We start from the raw sequence: 17218 nt of genomic DNA, 5'->3' as shown, positions 1-17218 counted from the left end.
TAATCAATCATAAAAGATACGACTAATGGACCTTGCAGGACTCGAACCTGCGACCGGACGGTTATGAGCCGTCTGCTCTAACCAACTGAGCTAAAGGTCCAAGCTCTTTCAATTGTAATAGCGGCGAAGGGGATCGAACCCCCGACCTCCCGGGTATGAACCGGACGCTCTAGCCAGCTGAGCTACACCGCCAAAATATCTAATAATTAAAAACTTAAAAGTGGAGCCTAGCGGGATCGAACCGCTGACCTCCTGCGTGCAAGGCAGGCGCTCTCCCAGCTGAGCTAAGGCCCCAACATTTTAAATCGGGAAGACAGGATTCGAACCTGCGACCCCTTGGTCCCAAACCAAGTGCTCTACCAAGCTGAGCTACTTCCCGTATGTTGAAATCTGGTATTTCCATTCTTGATTATGTAAAATGGAATGCACCCAAGAGGAGTCGAACCTCTAACCGCCTGATTCGTAGTCAGGTACTCTATCCAATTGAGCTATGGGTGCTGAATAATGGTGCCGAGGGCCGGAATCGAACCGGCACGGTGATCACTCACCGCAGGATTTTAAGTCCTGTGCGTCTACCTGTTCCGCCACCCCGGCATTTAGAACAAGCAATGATTTTTTCAAATCTTGCTTACTAGTTGGTCTAGTAAGCGGAAGACGGGGTTCGAACCCGCGACCTCCACCTTGGCAAGGTGGCGTTCTACCACTGAACTACTTCCGCAAATGGTGCCGGCTAAAGGAGTTGAACCCTCGACCCTCTGATTACAAATCAGATGCTCTACCAACTGAGCTAAGCCGGCTAATACAGTAAAAAGAATAAATGGTGCGGGTGAAGGGACTTGAACCCCCACGTCTCTCGACGCTAGATCCTAAATCTAGTGCGTCTGCCAATTCCGCCACACCCGCTAAGCGTAGCATAACTATCCATCATAGATGTTTAGTTATGAGTCATGCAGGATTCGAACCTGCGACCCTCTGATTAAAAGTCAGATGCTCTACCAACTGAGCTAATGACTCATGGTGGAGGTTAACGGGATCGAACCGCTGACCCTCTGCTTGTAAGGCAGATGCTCTCCCAGCTGAGCTAAACCTCCATGGGATAAATTAAATTTAATGAATCAATGCGCGGCAGCGTCCTACTCTCACAAAGGGAAACCCTTCACTACCATCGGCGCTAAGAAGCTTAACTGCTGTGTTCGGCATGGGAACAGGTGTGACCTTCTTGCCGTCACCACCGCACATTTTTTCATCAAGAGAACGGTGTTCTCTCAAAACTGGATAGTGTTTTTCTCTTGCAACATCGTGTCGAAACCAAGACACCGTTTAAAAAATTGGTTAAGTCCTCGACCGATTAGTATTGGTCCGCTCCATACATCGCTGTACTTCCACTTCCAACCTATCTACCTGATCATCTCTCAGGGGTCTTACTCACTTACGTGATGGGAAATCTCATCTTGAGGGGGGCTTCACGCTTAGATGCTTTCAGCGTTTATCCCGTCCACACATAGCTACCCAGCGATGCTCTTGGCAGAACAACTGGTACACCAGCGGTGTGTCCATCCCGGTCCTCTCGTACTAAGGACAGCTCCTCTCAAATTTCCTGCGCCCGCGACGGATAGGGACCGAACTGTCTCACGACGTTCTGAACCCAGCTCGCGTACCGCTTTAATGGGCGAACAGCCCAACCCTTGGGACCGACTACAGCCCCAGGATGCGATGAGCCGACATCGAGGTGCCAAACCTCCCCGTCGATGTGGACTCTTGGGGGAGATAAGCCTGTTATCCCCAGGGTAGCTTTTATCCGTTGAGCGATGGCCCTTCCATGCGGAACCACCGGATCACTAAGCCCGACTTTCGTCCCTGCTCGACTTGTAGGTCTCGCAGTCAAGCTCCCTTCTGCCTTTACACTCTACGAATGATTTCCAACCATTCTGAGGGAACCTTTGGGCGCCTCCGTTACTCTTTAGGAGGCGACCGCCCCAGTCAAACTGCCCGTCAGACACTGTCTCCCAGCCAGATCATGGCTGTGGGTTAGAGTGGTCATACAGCAAGGGTAGTATCCCACCAACGCCTCCACCAAGACTAGCGTCCTGGTTTCATCGGCTCCTACCTATCCTGTACAAGCTGTACAAACACTCAATATCAAACTGCAGTAAAGCTCCATGGGGTCTTTCCGTCCTGTCGCGGGTAACCTGCATCTTCACAGGTACTATAATTTCACCGAGTCTCTCGTTGAGACAGTGCCCAAATCATTACGCCTTTCGTGCGGGTCGGAACTTACCCGACAAGGAATTTCGCTACCTTAGGACCGTTATAGTTACGGCCGCCGTTTACTGGGGCTTCAATTCTGAGCTTCGCTCGAGAGCTAACCCATCCTCTTAACCTTCCAGCACCGGGCAGGCGTCAGCCCCTATACGTCATCTTTCGATTTAGCAGAGACCTGTGTTTTTGATAAACAGTTGCTTGGGCCTATTCACTGCGGCTGACCAAATGGTCAGCACCCCTTCTCCCGAAGTTACGGGGTCATTTTGCCGAGTTCCTTAACGAGAGTTCACTCGCACACCTTAGGATTCTCTCCTCGACTACCTGTGTCGGTTTGCGGTACGGGCCGTTTGTTTCTCACTAGAAGCTTTTCTTGACAGTGTGACATCAGGAACTTCGGTACTTAATTTCCCTCCCCATCACAACTTGTCCTTAGAGAAGCAAGCATTTGACTCGCTTCAAGACTTGTTGCTTGGACGCACATATCCAACAGTGCGTATTCCTTAGCCTACTGTGTCCCTCCATTGCTCAAACAAAACAAACGGGTACAGGAATCTCAACCTGTTATCCATCGTCTACGCCTATCGGCCTCGACTTAGGTCCCGACTAACCCTGGGAGGACGAGCCTTCCCCAGGAAACCTTAGTCATTCGGTGGACGGGATTCTCACCCGTCTTTCGCTACTCATACCGGCATTCTCACTTCTAAGCGCTCCACCAGTCCTCACGGTCTAGCTTCGACGCCCTTAGAACGCTCTCCTACCATAGAACCTAAGTTCTATCCACAGCTTCGGTGTTATGTTTAGCCCCGGTAAATTTTCGGCGCAGGGTCACTCGACTAGTGAGCTATTACGCACTCTTTAAATGATGGCTGCTTCTGAGCCAACATCCTAGTTGTCTAAGCAACCCCACATCCTTTTCCACTTAACATAAACTTTGGGACCTTAGCTGGTGGTCTGGGCTGTTTCCCTCTCGACTACGGATCTTATCACTCGTAGTCTGACTCCCGGATATAAATCAATGGCATTCGGAGTTTATCTGAATTCGGTAACCCGAGAAGGGCCCCTAGTCCAAACAGTTGCTCTACCTCCATGATTCTTATTCCGAGGCTAGCCCTAAAGCTATTTCGGAGAGAACCAGCTATCTCCAAGTTCGATTGGAATTTCTCCGCTACCCACACCTCATCCCCGCATTTTTCAACATACGTGGGTTCGGTCCTCCAGTGCGTATTACCGCACCTTCAACCTGGACATGGGTAGATCACTTGGTTTCGGGTCTACGACCACATACTCATTCGCCCTATTCAGACTCGCTTTCGCTACGGCTCCGTCTCATCGACTTAACCTCGCATGGGATCGTAACTCGCCGGTTCATTCTACAAAAGGCACGCTATCACCCATTAACGGGCTCTAACTACTTGTAAGCACACGGTTTCAGGTGCTGTTTCACTCCCCTTCCGGGGTTCTTTTCACCTTTCCCTCACGGTACTGGTTCACTATCGGTCACTAGGGAGTATTTAGCCTTGGGAGATGGTCCTCCCGGATTCCGACGGAATTTCTCGTGTTCCGCCGTACTCAGGATACTGATCAGAGTGAACGGGGTTTCAGTTACGGGGCTTTTACCCTCTTTGGCGGACCTTTCCAGGTCGCTTCTCTTACACCGTTCATTTATGACTCTATGTGTTCAGTCCTACAACCCCAGAAAGCAAGCTTTCTGGTTTGGGCTTTTCCCGTTTCGCTCGCCGCTACTCAGGGAATCGAATTTTCTTTCTCTTCCTGCAGGTACTTAGATGTTTCAGTTCTCTGCGTCTACCTCTACGGACCTATGTATTCAGTCAGCAGTAACACCCTATCAAAGGTGCTGGGTTTCCCCATTCGGAAATCTCTGGATCACAGCTTACTTACAGCTCCCCAAAGCATATCGGCGTTAGTCCCGTCCTTCATCGGCTCCTAGTGCCAAGGCATCCACCGTGCGCCCTTATTAACTTAACCTATGGTCGTTGTTAATAGCGATCCAACATCAATTGATGCGAATCGTAAAAAATAAAACGCGGTTTTTACTTGGTTTCTTACTTTGTTACAATTGTTAAACACTATCCAGTTTTCAAAGAACAACATTTTTGATGCATTGAGAAGATTAGACCTCTCAAAACTGAACAAAGCCAAAACGAATGTGTGAGGTTCCGTAATATTCCTTAGAAAGGAGGTGATCCAGCCGCACCTTCCGATACGGCTACCTTGTTACGACTTCACCCCAATTATCTATCCCACCTTAGGCGGCTGGCTCCTTTGCAGGTTACCTCACCGACTTCGGGTGTTACAAACTCTCGTGGTGTGACGGGCGGTGTGTACAAGACCCGGGAACGTATTCACCGCGGCGTTCTGATCCGCGATTACTAGCGATTCCGGCTTCATGCAGGCGAGTTGCAGCCTGCAATCCGAACTGAGAATGGCTTTAAGAGATTAGCTTGACCTCGCGGTCTTGCGACTCGTTGTACCATCCATTGTAGCACGTGTGTAGCCCAGGTCATAAGGGGCATGATGATTTGACGTCATCCCCACCTTCCTCCGGTTTATCACCGGCAGTCTCACTAGAGTGCCCAACTGAATGCTGGCAACTAGTAATAAGGGTTGCGCTCGTTGCGGGACTTAACCCAACATCTCACGACACGAGCTGACGACAACCATGCACCACCTGTCACTTTGTCCCCGAAGGGAAAGCTCTATCTCTAGAGTGGTCAAAGGATGTCAAGACCTGGTAAGGTTCTTCGCGTTGCTTCGAATTAAACCACATGCTCCACCGCTTGTGCGGGTCCCCGTCAATTCCTTTGAGTTTCAGCCTTGCGGCCGTACTCCCCAGGCGGAGTGCTTAATGCGTTAGCTGCAGCACTGAGGGGCGGAAACCCCCCAACACTTAGCACTCATCGTTTACGGCGTGGACTACCAGGGTATCTAATCCTGTTTGCTCCCCACGCTTTCGAGCCTCAGCGTCAGTTACAGACCAGAGAGTCGCCTTCGCCACTGGTGTTCCTCCACATATCTACGCATTTCACCGCTACACGTGGAATTCCACTCTCCTCTTCTGCACTCAAGTTCCCCAGTTTCCAATGACCTTCCCCAGTTGAGCTGGGGGCTTTCACATCAGACTTAAAGAACCGCCTGCGCTCGCTTTACGCCCAATAAATCCGGACAACGCTTGCCACCTACGTATTACCGCGGCTGCTGGCACGTAGTTAGCCGTGGCTTTCTGGTTAGATACCGTCAGGGGATGAGCAGTTACTCTCATCCTTGTTCTTCTCTAACAACAGAGTTTTACGATCCGAAAACCTTCTTCACTCACGCGGCATTGCTCCGTCAGACTTTCGTCCATTGCGGAAGATTCCCTACTGCTGCCTCCCGTAGGAGTCTGGGCCGTGTCTCAGTCCCAGTGTGGCCGATCACCCTCTCAGGTCGGCTACGTATCATTGCCTTGGTGAGCCATTACCTCACCAACTAGCTAATACGCCGCGGGTCCATCCATAAGCGGTAGCCGAAGCCACCTTTCATCCAACGATCAGGAGATCACTGGAATTATGCGGTATTAGCAGCCGTTTCCGGCTGTTATCCCCCACTTATGGGCAGGTTACCCACGTGTTACTCACCCGTCCGCCACTCTTCTTCTCTGGTGGGTGCAAGCACCCGGTAGAAAAGAAGCGTTCGACTTGCATGTATTAGGCATGCCGCCAGCGTTCGTCCTGAGCCAGGATCAAACTCTCATAAAAGTTGGCTCCGTCCGTTAGGACTTCACCCTTTTAATGATGCTTGAAGCTCATTAATTGAATTGCTAGCGAATAATTATTCACTTTGTTTCTGTTGGTTTAACCCTTGGTTAAACCACCTTACACATTTGGTTCGTTTTGCTTTGTTCAGTTTTCAAAGGTCTAATTTGATGCGTTGCCGTTTTGACAACTTCTAAATATTACCAGAAGCTGATTTGTTTGTCAACAACTTTTTTAAATAAATATTTTTTGTTTTGTATATTTATTCAACTTTGTTTTCGCCGTCTTCTTGACGACTTCAATATAATATCATGTTTCTCTACAGACTGTCAAGCATATTTTTGATTTTTCTTTGCTTGTTTTATTATCTGTTAGTTGTGTCAGCCGCAATAGCGTAACAACATGTATTAATATAACAAGTTTCCTCTTGCTGGTCAATAGAAAAGTATCTTTTTTTTACATTTCTTTTATAAACCGTACATTCTAACGATTTTACTCAACTATATATGTTTTACACCATCCAACATTCGGATAAACCGCATTTATATACAATCAGCTTTCACTATCGTTCGTTTTTTAATTTATATCAAATTGGTAGAGATTAAAATTTGTTTTATGACCATCTGCCTCGATTTCTTTAGCTTGTCCTTTATAACTAAACCCTGCATGTTGATACAGTTTATTTAAATGTGGATTATCAGCAATACAATCTAATCGAACAGCTTTTTTCCCCATTGCTTTTGCATAAGCTTTAGCTTCTTTCAATAACAATTCCGAAACTCCTTGGCCCGCGAACTCACGTACGATCGTTAAACGGTGTAGATAGCTATAATCCGTCGTTGGGTTTTCTTTCCAGAGAGCAGCGTCCCATTCACTTTGTTGATCCCATAAAATAAACATACCCGCTGGTTGATGTTCTATTGTCACATAAAATACTTCTCCACGTTCTATTGCCTCTGAAGTGTTGTGGTTATCTTTCCCTTCTAAGATACCCGACCATTGTGTCGATCCACGAGATTGCAGCCATTGGACCGTCTGAACCAATATACTGTTTATTAGTGCTCCGTCTTTGCTTTCTGCTTGATGAAGTTCTATTTTTCCGCTCACATTATTCCTTCTTTCTTCTATAAGATAAAGAAGAAAAATCGCTCTTGCAAATGAAAGTCTCAATTTTGACAAAAGGATCAACCTTATCATCAAACTTAATGCTCTATTTGCCTGAACGATTCCTCATTTAATCTAATTTTCTATGATCGATTACAGACGTGCGTTTAATTCTTTTGCTAAGTCTTCAAATCCAGGTTTGCCTAATAAAGCAAACATGTTCTTCTTATAAGCTTCTACTCCTGGTTGGTCAAATGGATTTACGCCATTTAGATAACCCGAAACCCCAACGGCAATTTCAAAGAAGTACATTAGGTAACCTAGTGTATAAGCATCTGTTTCAGGAATCGTTACTAAAAGATTCGGAACGTTACCATCTGTATGAGCTAATAACGTACCTTCAAATGCTTTTGTATTAACAAAATCAATTTCTTTACCTTGTAGGTAACCTAATCCGTCTAAATCTTCTTCAGTAGTTGGAATAAGTACTGTGTGTTTAGCTTTGTCTACTTTAATGATCGTTTCAAAAATATTTCGTTGTCCATCTTGAATAGATTGTCCAATCGAATGCAAATCAGTAGAGAAATTAGCACTTGCTGGGAAAATGCCTTTTTGGTCTTTCCCTTCAGACTCGCCAAATAGTTGTTTCCACCATTCAGAGAAATATTGTAAGTTAGGTTCGTAATTAACCAATATTTCGGTTACTTTGCCTTTACGGTAAAGTGCATTACGAATCGCTGCATATTGATAAGCTTCATTTTCTTCTAATTTATCACTGCTGTATGCATCTGCTGCATCTGCTGCGCCTTGCATCAATGCGTCAATGTCTGCTCCGCTTGCTGCGATAGGCAATAGACCAACTGCAGTCAATACAGAGAATCGTCCCCCAATATCATCAGGAATAATGAAAGATTCGTAGCCTTGTGCTATCGCTTCTTCTTTTAAAGCTCCTTTTGCTTTATCCGTTGTCGCATAAATACGTTGTTTAGCTTCAGCTGCACCGTATTTCTTCTCTAATAATTCTTTAAAGACACGGAACGCTATTGCTGGTTCTGTAGTTGTACCAGATTTTGAAATAATGTTGACTGAGAAGTCACGGTCTCCGATCACTTCGATCAAATCGCTTAAGTAAGACGAACTGATACTGTTTCCTGCAAAGAAAATTTGTGGAGCTTTACGTTCTTCTTTATTAAGTAAATTATAAAATGAGTGGTTCAGAAAATCTAAAGCTGCTTTCGCGCCTAGATACGATCCGCCTATTCCAATAACAACCAATACTTCAGAATCGCTTTGGATTTTTTCCGCTGCTGTTTTAATGCGAGCAAATTCTTCTTTATCGTAATTTTTAGGCAAATCAATCCACCCTAAGTAGTCGCTTCCAGCTCCTGTGCCTTTACGCAACATTTCATCTGCTGCAGACACTTGCTGTTGCAGATTTGAAATTTCATGCGGCTGAATAAATTTTTCGATTTTTGAATAATCAAATTTGATATGTCCCATGTAAATCCCTCCATCATCCTGTTTTTGTGAATCCACCTTCATTGCTTCCGTTCAGACTTAACTTTAGTAGTTTTAGATTAAAAATGCAAGAGAAAAACAGTATTTCATGGTGAGAAATACTGTTCGGGTCTTTTTTGATTAGAATTGCGGTACTCCCGATATCTTCCAGTTTTCTAATGTCTCTATCAGCACACCAGATTTTTCCCATGAAAGAAGCGGCAAGTCGCTTTTTAATACATCAGTTAATTGAATAGTAGCATCAGGTATTTCGAATACAAACAAAGGCACATTGGTACCATCAACGACAGCATTGGTTAATTCAAACAGATTTAATGAATGGATGTCGATGGCTAGCTTTTTCTTTAGTTCTTCTAGAATACAAGCTAGTCCTGTTTGTTCGCTAAGAATTTGAGTTGAAGGAAAGGAGAATTTGTCGTTTGCTTTTTTTACCAAAAACACATATTTACCTTCCGGGTTGTGAGCCATTACGGTTCCGGCTACCCATTGTTTTTCTGTCATTTTTCAAGCACCTCACACTTAAATTTTTAAGTTTAGATATCATAAAGTTAAGTTCTCCAGGTATAGATTACAAAAAGAAACCTTTTTTAGCTGAAACGTTTTTCTTCATCTGCTTTTGCTTCTTGAATCCATTGCGGCATTAAATCATGAATGGTTTTAAATCCAATCTGCCCCATTTTTTCTTGACGATACCTTCTTTTTTTAGAATGATAATGAAAATCGCTTTTTTCTTCCAACGTTCTTAACGACAAACTGATTTTTTTTGTGTATTCATCGATATCCAAGATCATGACATCCATTTCATCTCCGACAGTCAGAATCTCGTCTAAATTTTTTACGTATCCATGTCTGCACTCTGAAATGTGGATCAGCCCTTGTGTCTCTTTATCTAATGAAACAAATGCGCCGTAAGGTTGGATGCCGGTTACTTTGCCTTTAACAATCATTCCGATTTTGTAATCCATTTCTCCACCTCATCACCTTTCTACTGTCGTATGGTTTCAACTATATTATATCATGATTGTATCATAACCGGAAAGCTTATGAAAATAGTATTCGCTTTCATTAACTGCACAATTTTCAACGTCTGGTTTCGTGAGCGCTTCACGTCAATAATTGGCAAGAAACATTGTTTCACGTATACTGAATATGTTGATAAATGCTATTTATTTATTTTGAAAAGGATGTGTTTGTATGAATCATCATTTTGATGAAGTGATTGATCGCAAGAACCCGTTTAGCATTAAATGGGGCAGCTTGGAAAAACTATTTGGTTCCGAAGATGTATTGCCGATGTGGGTTGCCGATATGGACTTTGAAAACCCAGAACCGGTTTTAGCAGCTTTAAGAAAAGTACTTGATAATCATGTGCTAGGATACATGATGCCTCCTGATTCATTATATGAAGCTATTATCCATTGGCAAAAAGAACGCCATCAAATGATCTTAGCCAAAGAAGATATCTTATTCTCTCCCGGTGTTGTACCTAGTATCGGGTTGATCATTCAAACGTTTACTCAAGTGAACGATGCCGTCATGATTCATAACCCTGTCTATACGCCTTTTTCAAATATGATTGAATTAAATCAACGCCAATGCATTTCGTCTACTTTAACCATTCAGGACAATCAATTTAAAATGGATTTTGCTGATATAGAGAAAAAGATGGTCGACCAACAAGTAAAACTGTTCATTCTTTGTAATCCCCAAAATCCCGGTGGTCGTGTCTGGTCAAAAAAAGAATTGACTCAATTAGCAGAGCTGTGTAAAAAACATGGCGTTTTAATGATCAGTGATGAAATTCACGGTGATTTAGTTTTTCAGCCAGAATCTTTTACTTCATTAGTAACCTTAGATTCTAGTTACCAAGATTTTGTACTGACACTTTCGGCAGCTACGAAAACATTTAATTTAGCAGGAATCAAACTATCCATGGTATTTGTTCAAAATCCTAAGCTTCGTGACCAGTTCATTCAAGCGCAAAATAAAATCGAGCAAAGCGCCTTGAATACTTTTGGCTATGTCGGAACAGAAGCTGCCTTCTCTGAAGGGGGACCTTGGCTCAGCGACCTGATGCAGTACCTCAGCGCTAACTTAGAACTTATTTGCACATTTTTTGATAAGGAATTGCCTCAAGTGAGATACATGAAACCAGAGGGCACTTACTTGTTCTGGTTTGACTGTTCTACTTTAGGCATGACCGATGCTGAATTAGCCGATCATTTTGCAAAAGTCGGCAAAATCGGTTTAAACGCCGGAGCTGCTTACGGTCCGGCTGGCTCTAACTATATGCGTTTAAACTTTGCTGCACCTCAATCTCTTATTGAAGAAGGATTGAAGCGTATCAAGTATGCTTTCGAGCAGCCACATTAAACCCCAAAAAGACCTTTCTCCATTCATTCTGGAAAAGGTCTTTTTGATTATTCTTATTTTACTTGTTCGGCAGCTAATAATAAGCTTCCGGTAATTCCTGCATCATCGCCCAAAGCCGGGCCTACGATATATTCTTCTAAAGGCGGCAATTCAATATAACCCGCTATCAGTTTTTCAAACTCTTGACGAACCAATGAAAAAAGTTGTTTTTGTTTCATCACGCCTCCGCCTAAAACGATTCGCTCTGGGCTCAACACTAACGTATAGTTCATTAAGGCTTGGGCCAAATAATAAGCTTCCATTTCCCAAACGTGCTGTTCATCGGCCAATTCATGTCCTTTTTTACCATAGCGCTTTTCAATGGCTGGACCAGCTGCAATGCCTTCTAAACAATTGCCATGGTATGGACAAAAACCCGCGAATGTTTCATCTGGATGCAAACGCACCATCATATGTCCCATTTCCGGATGCCCATACCCTGTCAATAATTCGCCATTCACAACAGCTCCTCCGCCAATACCGGTACCAACGGTTAGGTAGACACAACTAGACAGCCCCAGAGCAGCCCCTTTTCTTAACTCCCCGAGTGCCGCAGCATTAACATCAGTTGTCCAACCAACTGGAATAGTATAACGCTCTTTAACGGCTCCCAAAAAATCGAAATTTTTCCAAGCAGTTTTTGGAGTAGTGGTCACATAGCCGTATGTAGCAGAATCAGTGTTTACATCAATTGGGCCAAATGAACCAATGCCAATCGCCGATAAATCGTATTGATCAAAGAAATCAAAAACTTGTTCCAACGTTTCTTGAGGGGTGGTCGTTGGTATACTCACCCGTTCTTTAATATCAAATTTTTCATCGCTCACTGCACAAACAAATTTTGTGCCTCCCGCTTCAATTGCACCGTATATCATCTTGCACATCCCCTTCTTCATTTCATTTTCCTTTTTATTGTAGCATAGACCCTTTAGATTGTGTGCGTTTTCAAACATTTTATCAACAAAAATACCCAACACTGTTTGTGTTGGGCATCCGAATCATTCTTTAAGCAATTTCAACCGATTCGATAATAACACCGTGGACCGGTTTGTCTTGTGCATCGCGTCTAACATTTTGAATTTCGTTTACTACGTTCATACCTTCAATCACATGTCCAAAAACAGTGTGTTTGAAGTCCAACCAAGGAGTTCCGCCGTTTTCTTTGTAAGCTTCGATTGCTTCAGCTGGATATCCTGCTGATTCCATTTGACTTAGCATATTAGCTGGAGTTGTTGGAGCTGTTACAATAAAGAATTGACTGCCGTTCGTACCAGGGCCAGCATTGGCCATTGAAAGAGCGCCATTCAGGTTAAAAACATCTTTTGAGAATTCATCTTCGAATGATTCTCCCCATAGACTTTCTCCGCCCATTCCAGTTCCTGTCGGGTCTCCGCCTTGAATCATGAATTCAGGAATAACACGGTGGAAAACAACCCCGTTGTAATAGCCTTTTCCAGCTAAACCGATAAAGTTTTCAACTGTTTTTGGTGCGATTTCCGGGAAAAGTTTAACTTTGATATCACCCATATTGGTCTTAATTGTTGCTGTTTTTTCATTTCCAGCTACTTCTGCTGATAATTGTGGCAATTGTGTCATATAATATCCTCCTCTTTTTTACTTACTTGATAATCATACTCAAATCAGAACAAATTTGCTATGATTTTAATTAATATGAAGAAAATTCTTACTTTTCTTCGCAAAACAGCTCTTGATCGGCTCATTTTTAAACCCAAAAATCTTTTTAATAAGATATCTTTCTTTTCGTGGTATGATAAAAGAAATAACTGTTTAATTTTTTAAAGGATGGTATGCTATGGCAATTTTATCTAATTTTCCCCTTATCGCTGCATTGACAGCTATTGTCTTTGCCCAATTAATCAAAGTTCCCATTGCTTTCTTCTTACAGAGAAAAACGACTTGGGCGCTTGCCACTTCTACTGGCGGAATGCCCAGCTCACATTCTGCAGCTGTTTCAGCGTTGATCACAGCATTAGCGTTACAAGAAGGGGTAGCATCTCCGCTTGTCGCCATTGCGAGTACATTTGGAGTTATTGTTATGTTTGATTCAATGGGAGTTCGGAGACAAAGCGGCGAACAAGGAATCCTTTTGAACCACTTAATGCTTGATTTTCAAAACCTTAGCAACAAGGTACTGAGATTATCACAAGAACCCGGTACGGTTAAGAACGAACAAAAAGAGCGTCATTTAAAAGAATATTTAGGTCATAAACCGATTGAAGTCTTTTTTGGTATTTTGACTGGCATTGGTGTTGCTTTTGCGGTTCGCGAGATATTATTCTTCTTTAATCTTTAATCTTTACTGTTTTTTCATTTTTAAAGATTTGGACCGATCCCCAAAAATCTCTTTCCCTATTCCTTGACGACCTTTTTCTCTAACTTTTGTTACTAGAGAAAAAGGAGCGTCTTTTTTTATTAACCAAACATTCATGCCCCTTAACCTTTTGTATGCTATACTTTAACAAAATTTACTGAACAGATTTACTACTATGGAGGAATCATTTTGGAAACAAATAATGAAATCTTTGATATCACTATTATTGGCGGCGGACCTACAGGGATGTTTGCTGCGTTTTACGGCGGCATGCGCAATGCAAAAGTAAAAATCATTGAGAGCTTACCGCAACTAGGCGGTCAATTGTCCATGTTGTATCCAGAAAAGAACATTTTCGACATTGCAGCTTTGCCGGTCGTTGGCGCACAGGAATTGGTAGATAACCTTTCTGTCCAAATGTCGCGCTTTGAACAATCGATTTGTTTAGAAGAAGAAGTGATTGATGTTAAAAAAAATGCTGCTGGCGTATTTGAATTAACCACCAACAAAGCAATCCACTACTCGAAAGCGGTGATCATTACTGCAGGGAACGGTGCATTTCAACCAAGAAGATTGGAAATTGAACATGCTGATCATTATGAAGGAAAGACTCTGCATTATTATGTCAATAATATTGAACGGTTTAAAAACCGGACCGTGGCAATCTGCGGAGGCGGAGATTCAGCAGTAGATTGGGCATTAACGTTAGAACCCATTGCCAAAAAAGTTTATTTGATCCACCGGCGCAATAAATTCAGAGCCCTTGAACACAGTGTTTCTTTATTAGAACAGTCGAGTGTCGAGTTGAAAACACCTTTTGTCCCAGAATCGGTCAACGGTGAAGGCCAGGCCTTAACCAGCGTCACTTTAAAAGAAGTACGCGGCGACAAAACAGAAACGCTTGAAATTGATGACTTCTTGGTCAATTATGGGTTTACTTCTTCTATTGGTCCAATGAAAAATTGGGGCTTTGACGTTACGCGGAACGAAATCATGGTCAACACTAAAATGGAAACGACTGTGCCCGGTATTTATGCAGCAGGTGATATTTGCACATACGAAGGAAAAATAAAGTTGATCGCCACTGGATTTGGCGAAGCGCCAACAGCTATCAACAACGCAATGAGCTACATCGATCCGGACACGCGCGTTCAACCAATGCACAGCACAAGCTTATTTTAATTTTCTCTCCAATACTTCTGTTCCTTTTAAATAAGACCAGAAGTATTTTTTTGAAAAGGGATTTCAACCGACTATTTTACTGAGTTAAGGTATAATAGAAGCAGATTATAGGAGGGATTCTCAAAATGGTTAAAACAAGTAATGAATTACATCAAAAAGCACTTGAATTGATTCACCAACGTGGTGTGAAATTAACAGATATTGCCGAGTTGGTTCTCTTTTTACAAACACCTTATATTGAAAATTTAACGCTCGATGAATGTTTGGTCAATGTGGAAGCCGTCTTGTTAAAACGAGAAGTCCAAAACACTATTTTAACGGGTATTCAGTTGGATATATTAGCTGAACAAAAAGGATTAATGGATCCTTTACAAGATATCATCACCGATGATGAAGGACTTTACGGCATTGATGAAATTCTTGCTCTTTCCATTGTCAATGTCTATGGCTCTATTGGTTTTACCAATTACGGCTATATTGATAAGCTGAAACCAGGTATCTTAGCTAAGCTGAATGAGCATAATGACGGCGAAGTTCATACCTTTATGGACGACATCGTTGGCGCCATTGCAGCTGCTGCCGCGAGCCGGTTGGCACATGCTAACCCATCAAAAAGCGATATGATGAAATAACTGTTTTTTTCAATTTAAAATAGCGTTCGTTTTATTTGGCTTTATGTGCTAAAGGGGTATACTTTGATGTGTAAGAAGAAATGATACTAAAAGGAGAGATAGACGATGCCACATGATTTACGAAAAAAAAGTGATTTCCCTGACTTCTCTGACTTCTTCCCAACTTTGTTTGATGACGAAAGCCCATTTTGGGACAAGTTATCATTAGCCCATGAAAAAAACAACTTCAAAGCAGATGTCCATGAAACCGATAAAGAATATGAAGTTAAAGTGGACTTGCCTGGCTTTGATAAAGACAATATTTCCATTGAATTCGACCACGATGTTTTGACTATCCATGCTAAACGCCATTCAGAAGCAAGCGAAAAAAACGAAGAAGGACAATATATCAAACAAGAACGATCTTACGGCAGCATGACTCGTCAATTTTATCTTAAAAATGCTGATGAAGAAAACAGTAAAGCCAGCTATAAAGATGGAGTACTGACGTTAAAAATGCCTAAAATCGCCCTTGAAGATAGTAAAAATAAACAAATTTCAATTGAATAAAAAACTAAATGAACGATAAATAAGCGCCATTCCAATTTACTCCTGGGAATGGCGCTTATTTTTAATTCTTTTTAAAAGCTGTTCGTTTAGCAATGAAATAACCGCTGATAATCGCTAGTTCAATCAAAATAAAGGCTAATACAAAACAATGCATAAAGAAGGTTTCCGGCAAAGCCAAGATAATAGGATCTGTCGATGGATTAAACATCCATGCATCATTATTAAAGAAGATCTTATGAAACCCAATAAACAATTGATCAAAGTTTAAAGCAATCATAAACAGAACAACAAACGGTACGATCATACCCCATTGAAAAGGATGAATCAATTTCCATGAAGAATAGGTCCGTTTGATAAAACGCAAATAGACGATAGAACCAATCAACGTAACCAAAGCAATCGCATAATCCAACATAAACAAGCGTTTAACTTCATAAAAATGAAAGAGGCCATTTTCTGAACTTGGAAAGTTTGGCAATTTCAACTCCGCTATCCATGGTTTGTTTAAGTAATCCATTAAGATACGGTAGTTTGCCATCAACGTTTCTTTGCTAAGTCCAAGTTTCTCCGGGAGTGCTAAGTAATCAATATCAAATGCATATAGTGGTGTAAAATTTATCGTAATAACGATGGCCATACTAAGGATGCACAAAAACAAGCTGGCGATACCCAGAAAATGGATGATCTTGGTTTTCACTACAACACCCACTCATCTAGGGATTGTACTTGATAAGTCGGTTGGGCCATATCTGCGGTCAAATCTTCTGGTTTGGTAAACCCTGTATAAACCAATAAAGTATCAATACCGTTATGGATCCCCGCTAAAATATCTGTTTCGTAATTATCGCCCACCATCAATACCTCTTTTTTATCTAAACCAATAGTTGCTACCGCTTCTTCCATAATGATGGCTTCCGGTTTACCAATAAAAGTCGGTTGAACGCGAGTAGCTGCGATCACTAAAGCCGCCAATGATCCCGCTCCGGGAACCATGCCTTTTTCTGTCGGCATATTCGTATCTTTGTTGGTGGCGATAAAACGGGCTCCTTTATGAATCGCTAAAGTCGCTGCTTCAAAATCAGCATAGGTAGCTTTTCTGTCTAAAGCTACTACAACAAAATCCGGCTGCTCTCTCTCTGCCACAAACCCTGCATCTGCTAACGCACTTTTCAGTCCTGTCTCCCCGATTGCAAATACCTTATTCCCAGCATTTAACCCTTTCAGATATGCTGCTGTTGCCAATGATCCAGTGTACACTGTTTCTGTTGAAACAGTGATACCGAAGTTTTCACGTAAATCCCTTGCAACCTCTGCTTGTGTTTTTGTCGTATTATTGGTCACAAATAAAAATGGTGTCTGACTGTTTTGCAGACGTTCAATAAAACGCGGTGCTGCTGGAATAGGATCTTTCCCTCGGTACATTGTTCCATCTAAATCAATTAAGTAACCTTTGTATTTCATTTAAAGCTTACACA

General features: G+C 42.4%; 14 protein-coding genes, 11 tRNA genes and 3 rRNA genes. 5 read left to right on the top strand and 23 right to left on the bottom strand.

Translation table 11 applies throughout. The features are described 5' to 3' along the window. Positions 1–26 precede the first annotated feature (26 nt). The 18 genes from JHE06_RS02775 to JHE06_RS02690 all read right to left on the bottom strand — a co-directional run bounded on the left by JHE06_RS02775 (position 27) and on the right by JHE06_RS02690 (position 9601). Positions 27–100, bottom strand: a tRNA-Ile gene (locus JHE06_RS02775). 18 nt (positions 101–118) lie between these two features. Beyond that, a tRNA-Met gene (locus tag JHE06_RS02770) sits at positions 119–192 on the bottom strand. A 29-nt stretch (positions 193–221) separates the two neighbouring features. Further along, a tRNA-Ala gene (locus JHE06_RS02765) sits at positions 222–294 on the bottom strand. 11 nt (positions 295–305) lie between these two features. Then, positions 306–379 (bottom strand) — tRNA-Pro (locus tag JHE06_RS02760). Positions 380–424: 45 nt separating this feature from the next. Then, positions 425–498: transfer RNA gene (locus tag JHE06_RS02755), tRNA-Arg, on the bottom strand. A 7-nt stretch (positions 499–505) separates the two neighbouring features. Beyond that, positions 506–594: transfer RNA gene (locus tag JHE06_RS02750), tRNA-Leu, on the bottom strand. A gap of 52 nt (positions 595–646) precedes the next feature. Continuing rightward, positions 647–718: transfer RNA gene (locus JHE06_RS02745), tRNA-Gly, on the bottom strand. Between the two features lie 3 nt (positions 719–721). Continuing rightward, positions 722–797 (bottom strand) — tRNA-Thr (locus tag JHE06_RS02740). 21 nt (positions 798–818) lie between these two features. Next, positions 819–903 (bottom strand) — tRNA-Leu (locus JHE06_RS02735). Positions 904–941: 38 nt separating this feature from the next. Then, positions 942–1014 (bottom strand) — tRNA-Lys (locus JHE06_RS02730). Between the two features lies 1 nt (position 1015). Then, a tRNA-Val gene (locus JHE06_RS02725) sits at positions 1016–1091 on the bottom strand. 29 nt (positions 1092–1120) lie between these two features. After that, positions 1121–1236: ribosomal RNA gene (rrf, locus tag JHE06_RS02720) — 5S ribosomal RNA — on the bottom strand. A gap of 92 nt (positions 1237–1328) precedes the next feature. Then, positions 1329–4248 (bottom strand): 23S ribosomal RNA (locus JHE06_RS02715). Positions 4249–4455: 207 nt separating this feature from the next. Then, positions 4456–6017, bottom strand: a 16S ribosomal RNA gene (locus tag JHE06_RS02710). The 16S, 23S and 5S rRNA genes sit together here with 11 tRNA genes alongside, the layout of an rRNA operon. Positions 6018–6590: 573 nt before the next feature. Next, positions 6591–7121, bottom strand: coding sequence for a GNAT family N-acetyltransferase (locus tag JHE06_RS02705; RefSeq protein WP_201089388.1), 531 nt, complete (start codon positions 7119–7121; stop codon positions 6591–6593). 150 nt (positions 7122–7271) lie between these two features. Beyond that, the gene (locus JHE06_RS02700; protein WP_201089386.1) at positions 7272–8618 is read right to left on the bottom strand and encodes a glucose-6-phosphate isomerase; all 1347 of its coding nucleotides are present in this window, start codon (positions 8616–8618) and stop codon (positions 7272–7274) included. 138 nt (positions 8619–8756) lie between these two features. After that, positions 8757–9137, bottom strand: a complete 381-nt coding sequence (locus tag JHE06_RS02695) for a hypothetical protein (RefSeq protein ID WP_201089384.1) — start codon at positions 9135–9137, stop codon at positions 8757–8759. Positions 9138–9223: 86 nt separating this feature from the next. Beyond that, positions 9224–9601, bottom strand: coding sequence for a CvfD/Ygs/GSP13 family RNA-binding post-transcriptional regulator (locus JHE06_RS02690; RefSeq protein WP_201089382.1), 378 nt, complete (start codon positions 9599–9601; stop codon positions 9224–9226). A gap of 229 nt (positions 9602–9830) precedes the next feature. On the opposite strand from JHE06_RS02690, the gene JHE06_RS02685 reads away from it, so the two are divergent. Further along, positions 9831–11009: a MalY/PatB family protein gene (locus JHE06_RS02685; RefSeq protein WP_201089380.1), complete on the top strand. Its 1179-nt coding sequence runs from the start codon at positions 9831–9833 to the stop codon at positions 11007–11009. Between the two features lie 53 nt (positions 11010–11062). Here the strand turns inward: JHE06_RS02685 and JHE06_RS02680 are convergent, their stop codons facing one another. Continuing rightward, positions 11063–11923, bottom strand: coding sequence for an ROK family protein (locus JHE06_RS02680; RefSeq protein ID WP_201089378.1), 861 nt, complete (start codon positions 11921–11923; stop codon positions 11063–11065). A 130-nt stretch (positions 11924–12053) separates the two neighbouring features. Beyond that, the gene (locus JHE06_RS02675) at positions 12054–12644 is read right to left on the bottom strand and encodes a peptidylprolyl isomerase (protein ID WP_201089375.1); all 591 of its coding nucleotides are present in this window, start codon (positions 12642–12644) and stop codon (positions 12054–12056) included. 217 nt (positions 12645–12861) lie between these two features. On the opposite strand from JHE06_RS02675, the gene JHE06_RS02670 reads away from it, so the two are divergent. After that, complete coding sequence (locus JHE06_RS02670) at positions 12862–13362, top strand: divergent PAP2 family protein (RefSeq protein WP_201089374.1); 501 nt, start codon at positions 12862–12864, stop codon at positions 13360–13362. A gap of 3 nt (positions 13363–13365) precedes the next feature. On the opposite strand, the gene JHE06_RS12290 is transcribed toward JHE06_RS02670, so the two are convergent. Beyond that, a complete protein-coding gene (locus tag JHE06_RS12290; RefSeq protein WP_257721135.1) occupies positions 13366–13497 on the bottom strand; it encodes a hypothetical protein in 132 nt (43 codons plus the stop codon). 72 nt (positions 13498–13569) lie between these two features. Here JHE06_RS12290 and JHE06_RS02665 point away from each other — a divergent pair, with 72 nt between their 5' ends. From JHE06_RS02665 to JHE06_RS02655, 3 genes are all read left to right on the top strand, one after another. Continuing rightward, positions 13570–14562, top strand: a complete 993-nt coding sequence (locus JHE06_RS02665) for an NAD(P)/FAD-dependent oxidoreductase (RefSeq protein ID WP_201089372.1) — start codon at positions 13570–13572, stop codon at positions 14560–14562. Between the two features lie 125 nt (positions 14563–14687). Then, positions 14688–15194 (top strand): phosphatidylglycerophosphatase A family protein, encoded by a 507-nt coding sequence (locus JHE06_RS02660; protein WP_058920019.1) that lies wholly within the window; start codon positions 14688–14690, stop codon positions 15192–15194. A gap of 105 nt (positions 15195–15299) precedes the next feature. Further along, positions 15300–15743 carry an Hsp20/alpha crystallin family protein gene (locus tag JHE06_RS02655; protein WP_201089370.1) on the top strand — a complete coding sequence of 148 codons (444 nt, stop codon included), beginning with the start codon at positions 15300–15302 and terminating at the stop codon, positions 15741–15743. A gap of 61 nt (positions 15744–15804) precedes the next feature. On the opposite strand, the gene JHE06_RS02650 is transcribed toward JHE06_RS02655, so the two are convergent. Next, positions 15805–16440 carry a TIGR01906 family membrane protein gene (locus JHE06_RS02650; protein WP_268905523.1) on the bottom strand — a complete coding sequence of 212 codons (636 nt, stop codon included), beginning with the start codon at positions 16438–16440 and terminating at the stop codon, positions 15805–15807. Beyond that, on the bottom strand, positions 16440–17204 hold the full coding sequence (locus tag JHE06_RS02645) for a TIGR01457 family HAD-type hydrolase (RefSeq protein WP_058920017.1): 765 nt from the start codon (positions 17202–17204) through the stop codon (positions 16440–16442). The genes JHE06_RS02650 and JHE06_RS02645 overlap by 1 nt, the downstream gene beginning before the upstream one ends. Positions 17205–17218: the final 14 nt, after the last annotated feature.

The organism is Carnobacterium sp. CS13, from assembly GCF_016653495.1.
GTDB lineage: Bacteria > Bacillota > Bacilli > Lactobacillales > Carnobacteriaceae > Carnobacterium_A > Carnobacterium_A antarcticum.
This window is presented reverse-complemented; position numbering and strand designations above follow the sequence as displayed.

What these genes read in the sequence shown, in the direction of transcription:
- JHE06_RS02645 (WP_058920017.1), bottom strand. Translation starts at nt 17,204, where the DNA reads ATGAAATACAAAGGTTACTTAATTGATTTAGATGGAACAATGTACCGA.
- JHE06_RS02660 (WP_058920019.1), top strand. Translation starts at nt 14,688, where the DNA reads ATGGTTAAAACAAGTAATGAATTACATCAAAAAGCACTTGAATTGATT.
- JHE06_RS02695 (WP_201089384.1), bottom strand. Translation starts at nt 9,137, where the DNA reads ATGACAGAAAAACAATGGGTAGCCGGAACCGTAATGGCTCACAACCCG.
- JHE06_RS02685 (WP_201089380.1), top strand. Translation starts at nt 9,831, where the DNA reads ATGAATCATCATTTTGATGAAGTGATTGATCGCAAGAACCCGTTTAGC.
- JHE06_RS02700 (WP_201089386.1), bottom strand. Translation starts at nt 8,618, where the DNA reads ATGGGACATATCAAATTTGATTATTCAAAAATCGAAAAATTTATTCAG.
- JHE06_RS02670 (WP_201089374.1), top strand. Translation starts at nt 12,862, where the DNA reads ATGGCAATTTTATCTAATTTTCCCCTTATCGCTGCATTGACAGCTATT.
- JHE06_RS02680 (WP_201089378.1), bottom strand. Translation starts at nt 11,923, where the DNA reads ATGATATACGGTGCAATTGAAGCGGGAGGCACAAAATTTGTTTGTGCA.
- JHE06_RS02690 (WP_201089382.1), bottom strand. Translation starts at nt 9,601, where the DNA reads ATGGATTACAAAATCGGAATGATTGTTAAAGGCAAAGTAACCGGCATC.
- JHE06_RS02675 (WP_201089375.1), bottom strand. Translation starts at nt 12,644, where the DNA reads ATGACACAATTGCCACAATTATCAGCAGAAGTAGCTGGAAATGAAAAA.
- JHE06_RS02655 (WP_201089370.1), top strand. Translation starts at nt 15,300, where the DNA reads ATGCCACATGATTTACGAAAAAAAAGTGATTTCCCTGACTTCTCTGAC.
- JHE06_RS12290 (WP_257721135.1), bottom strand. Translation starts at nt 13,497, where the DNA reads ATGAATGTTTGGTTAATAAAAAAAGACGCTCCTTTTTCTCTAGTAACA.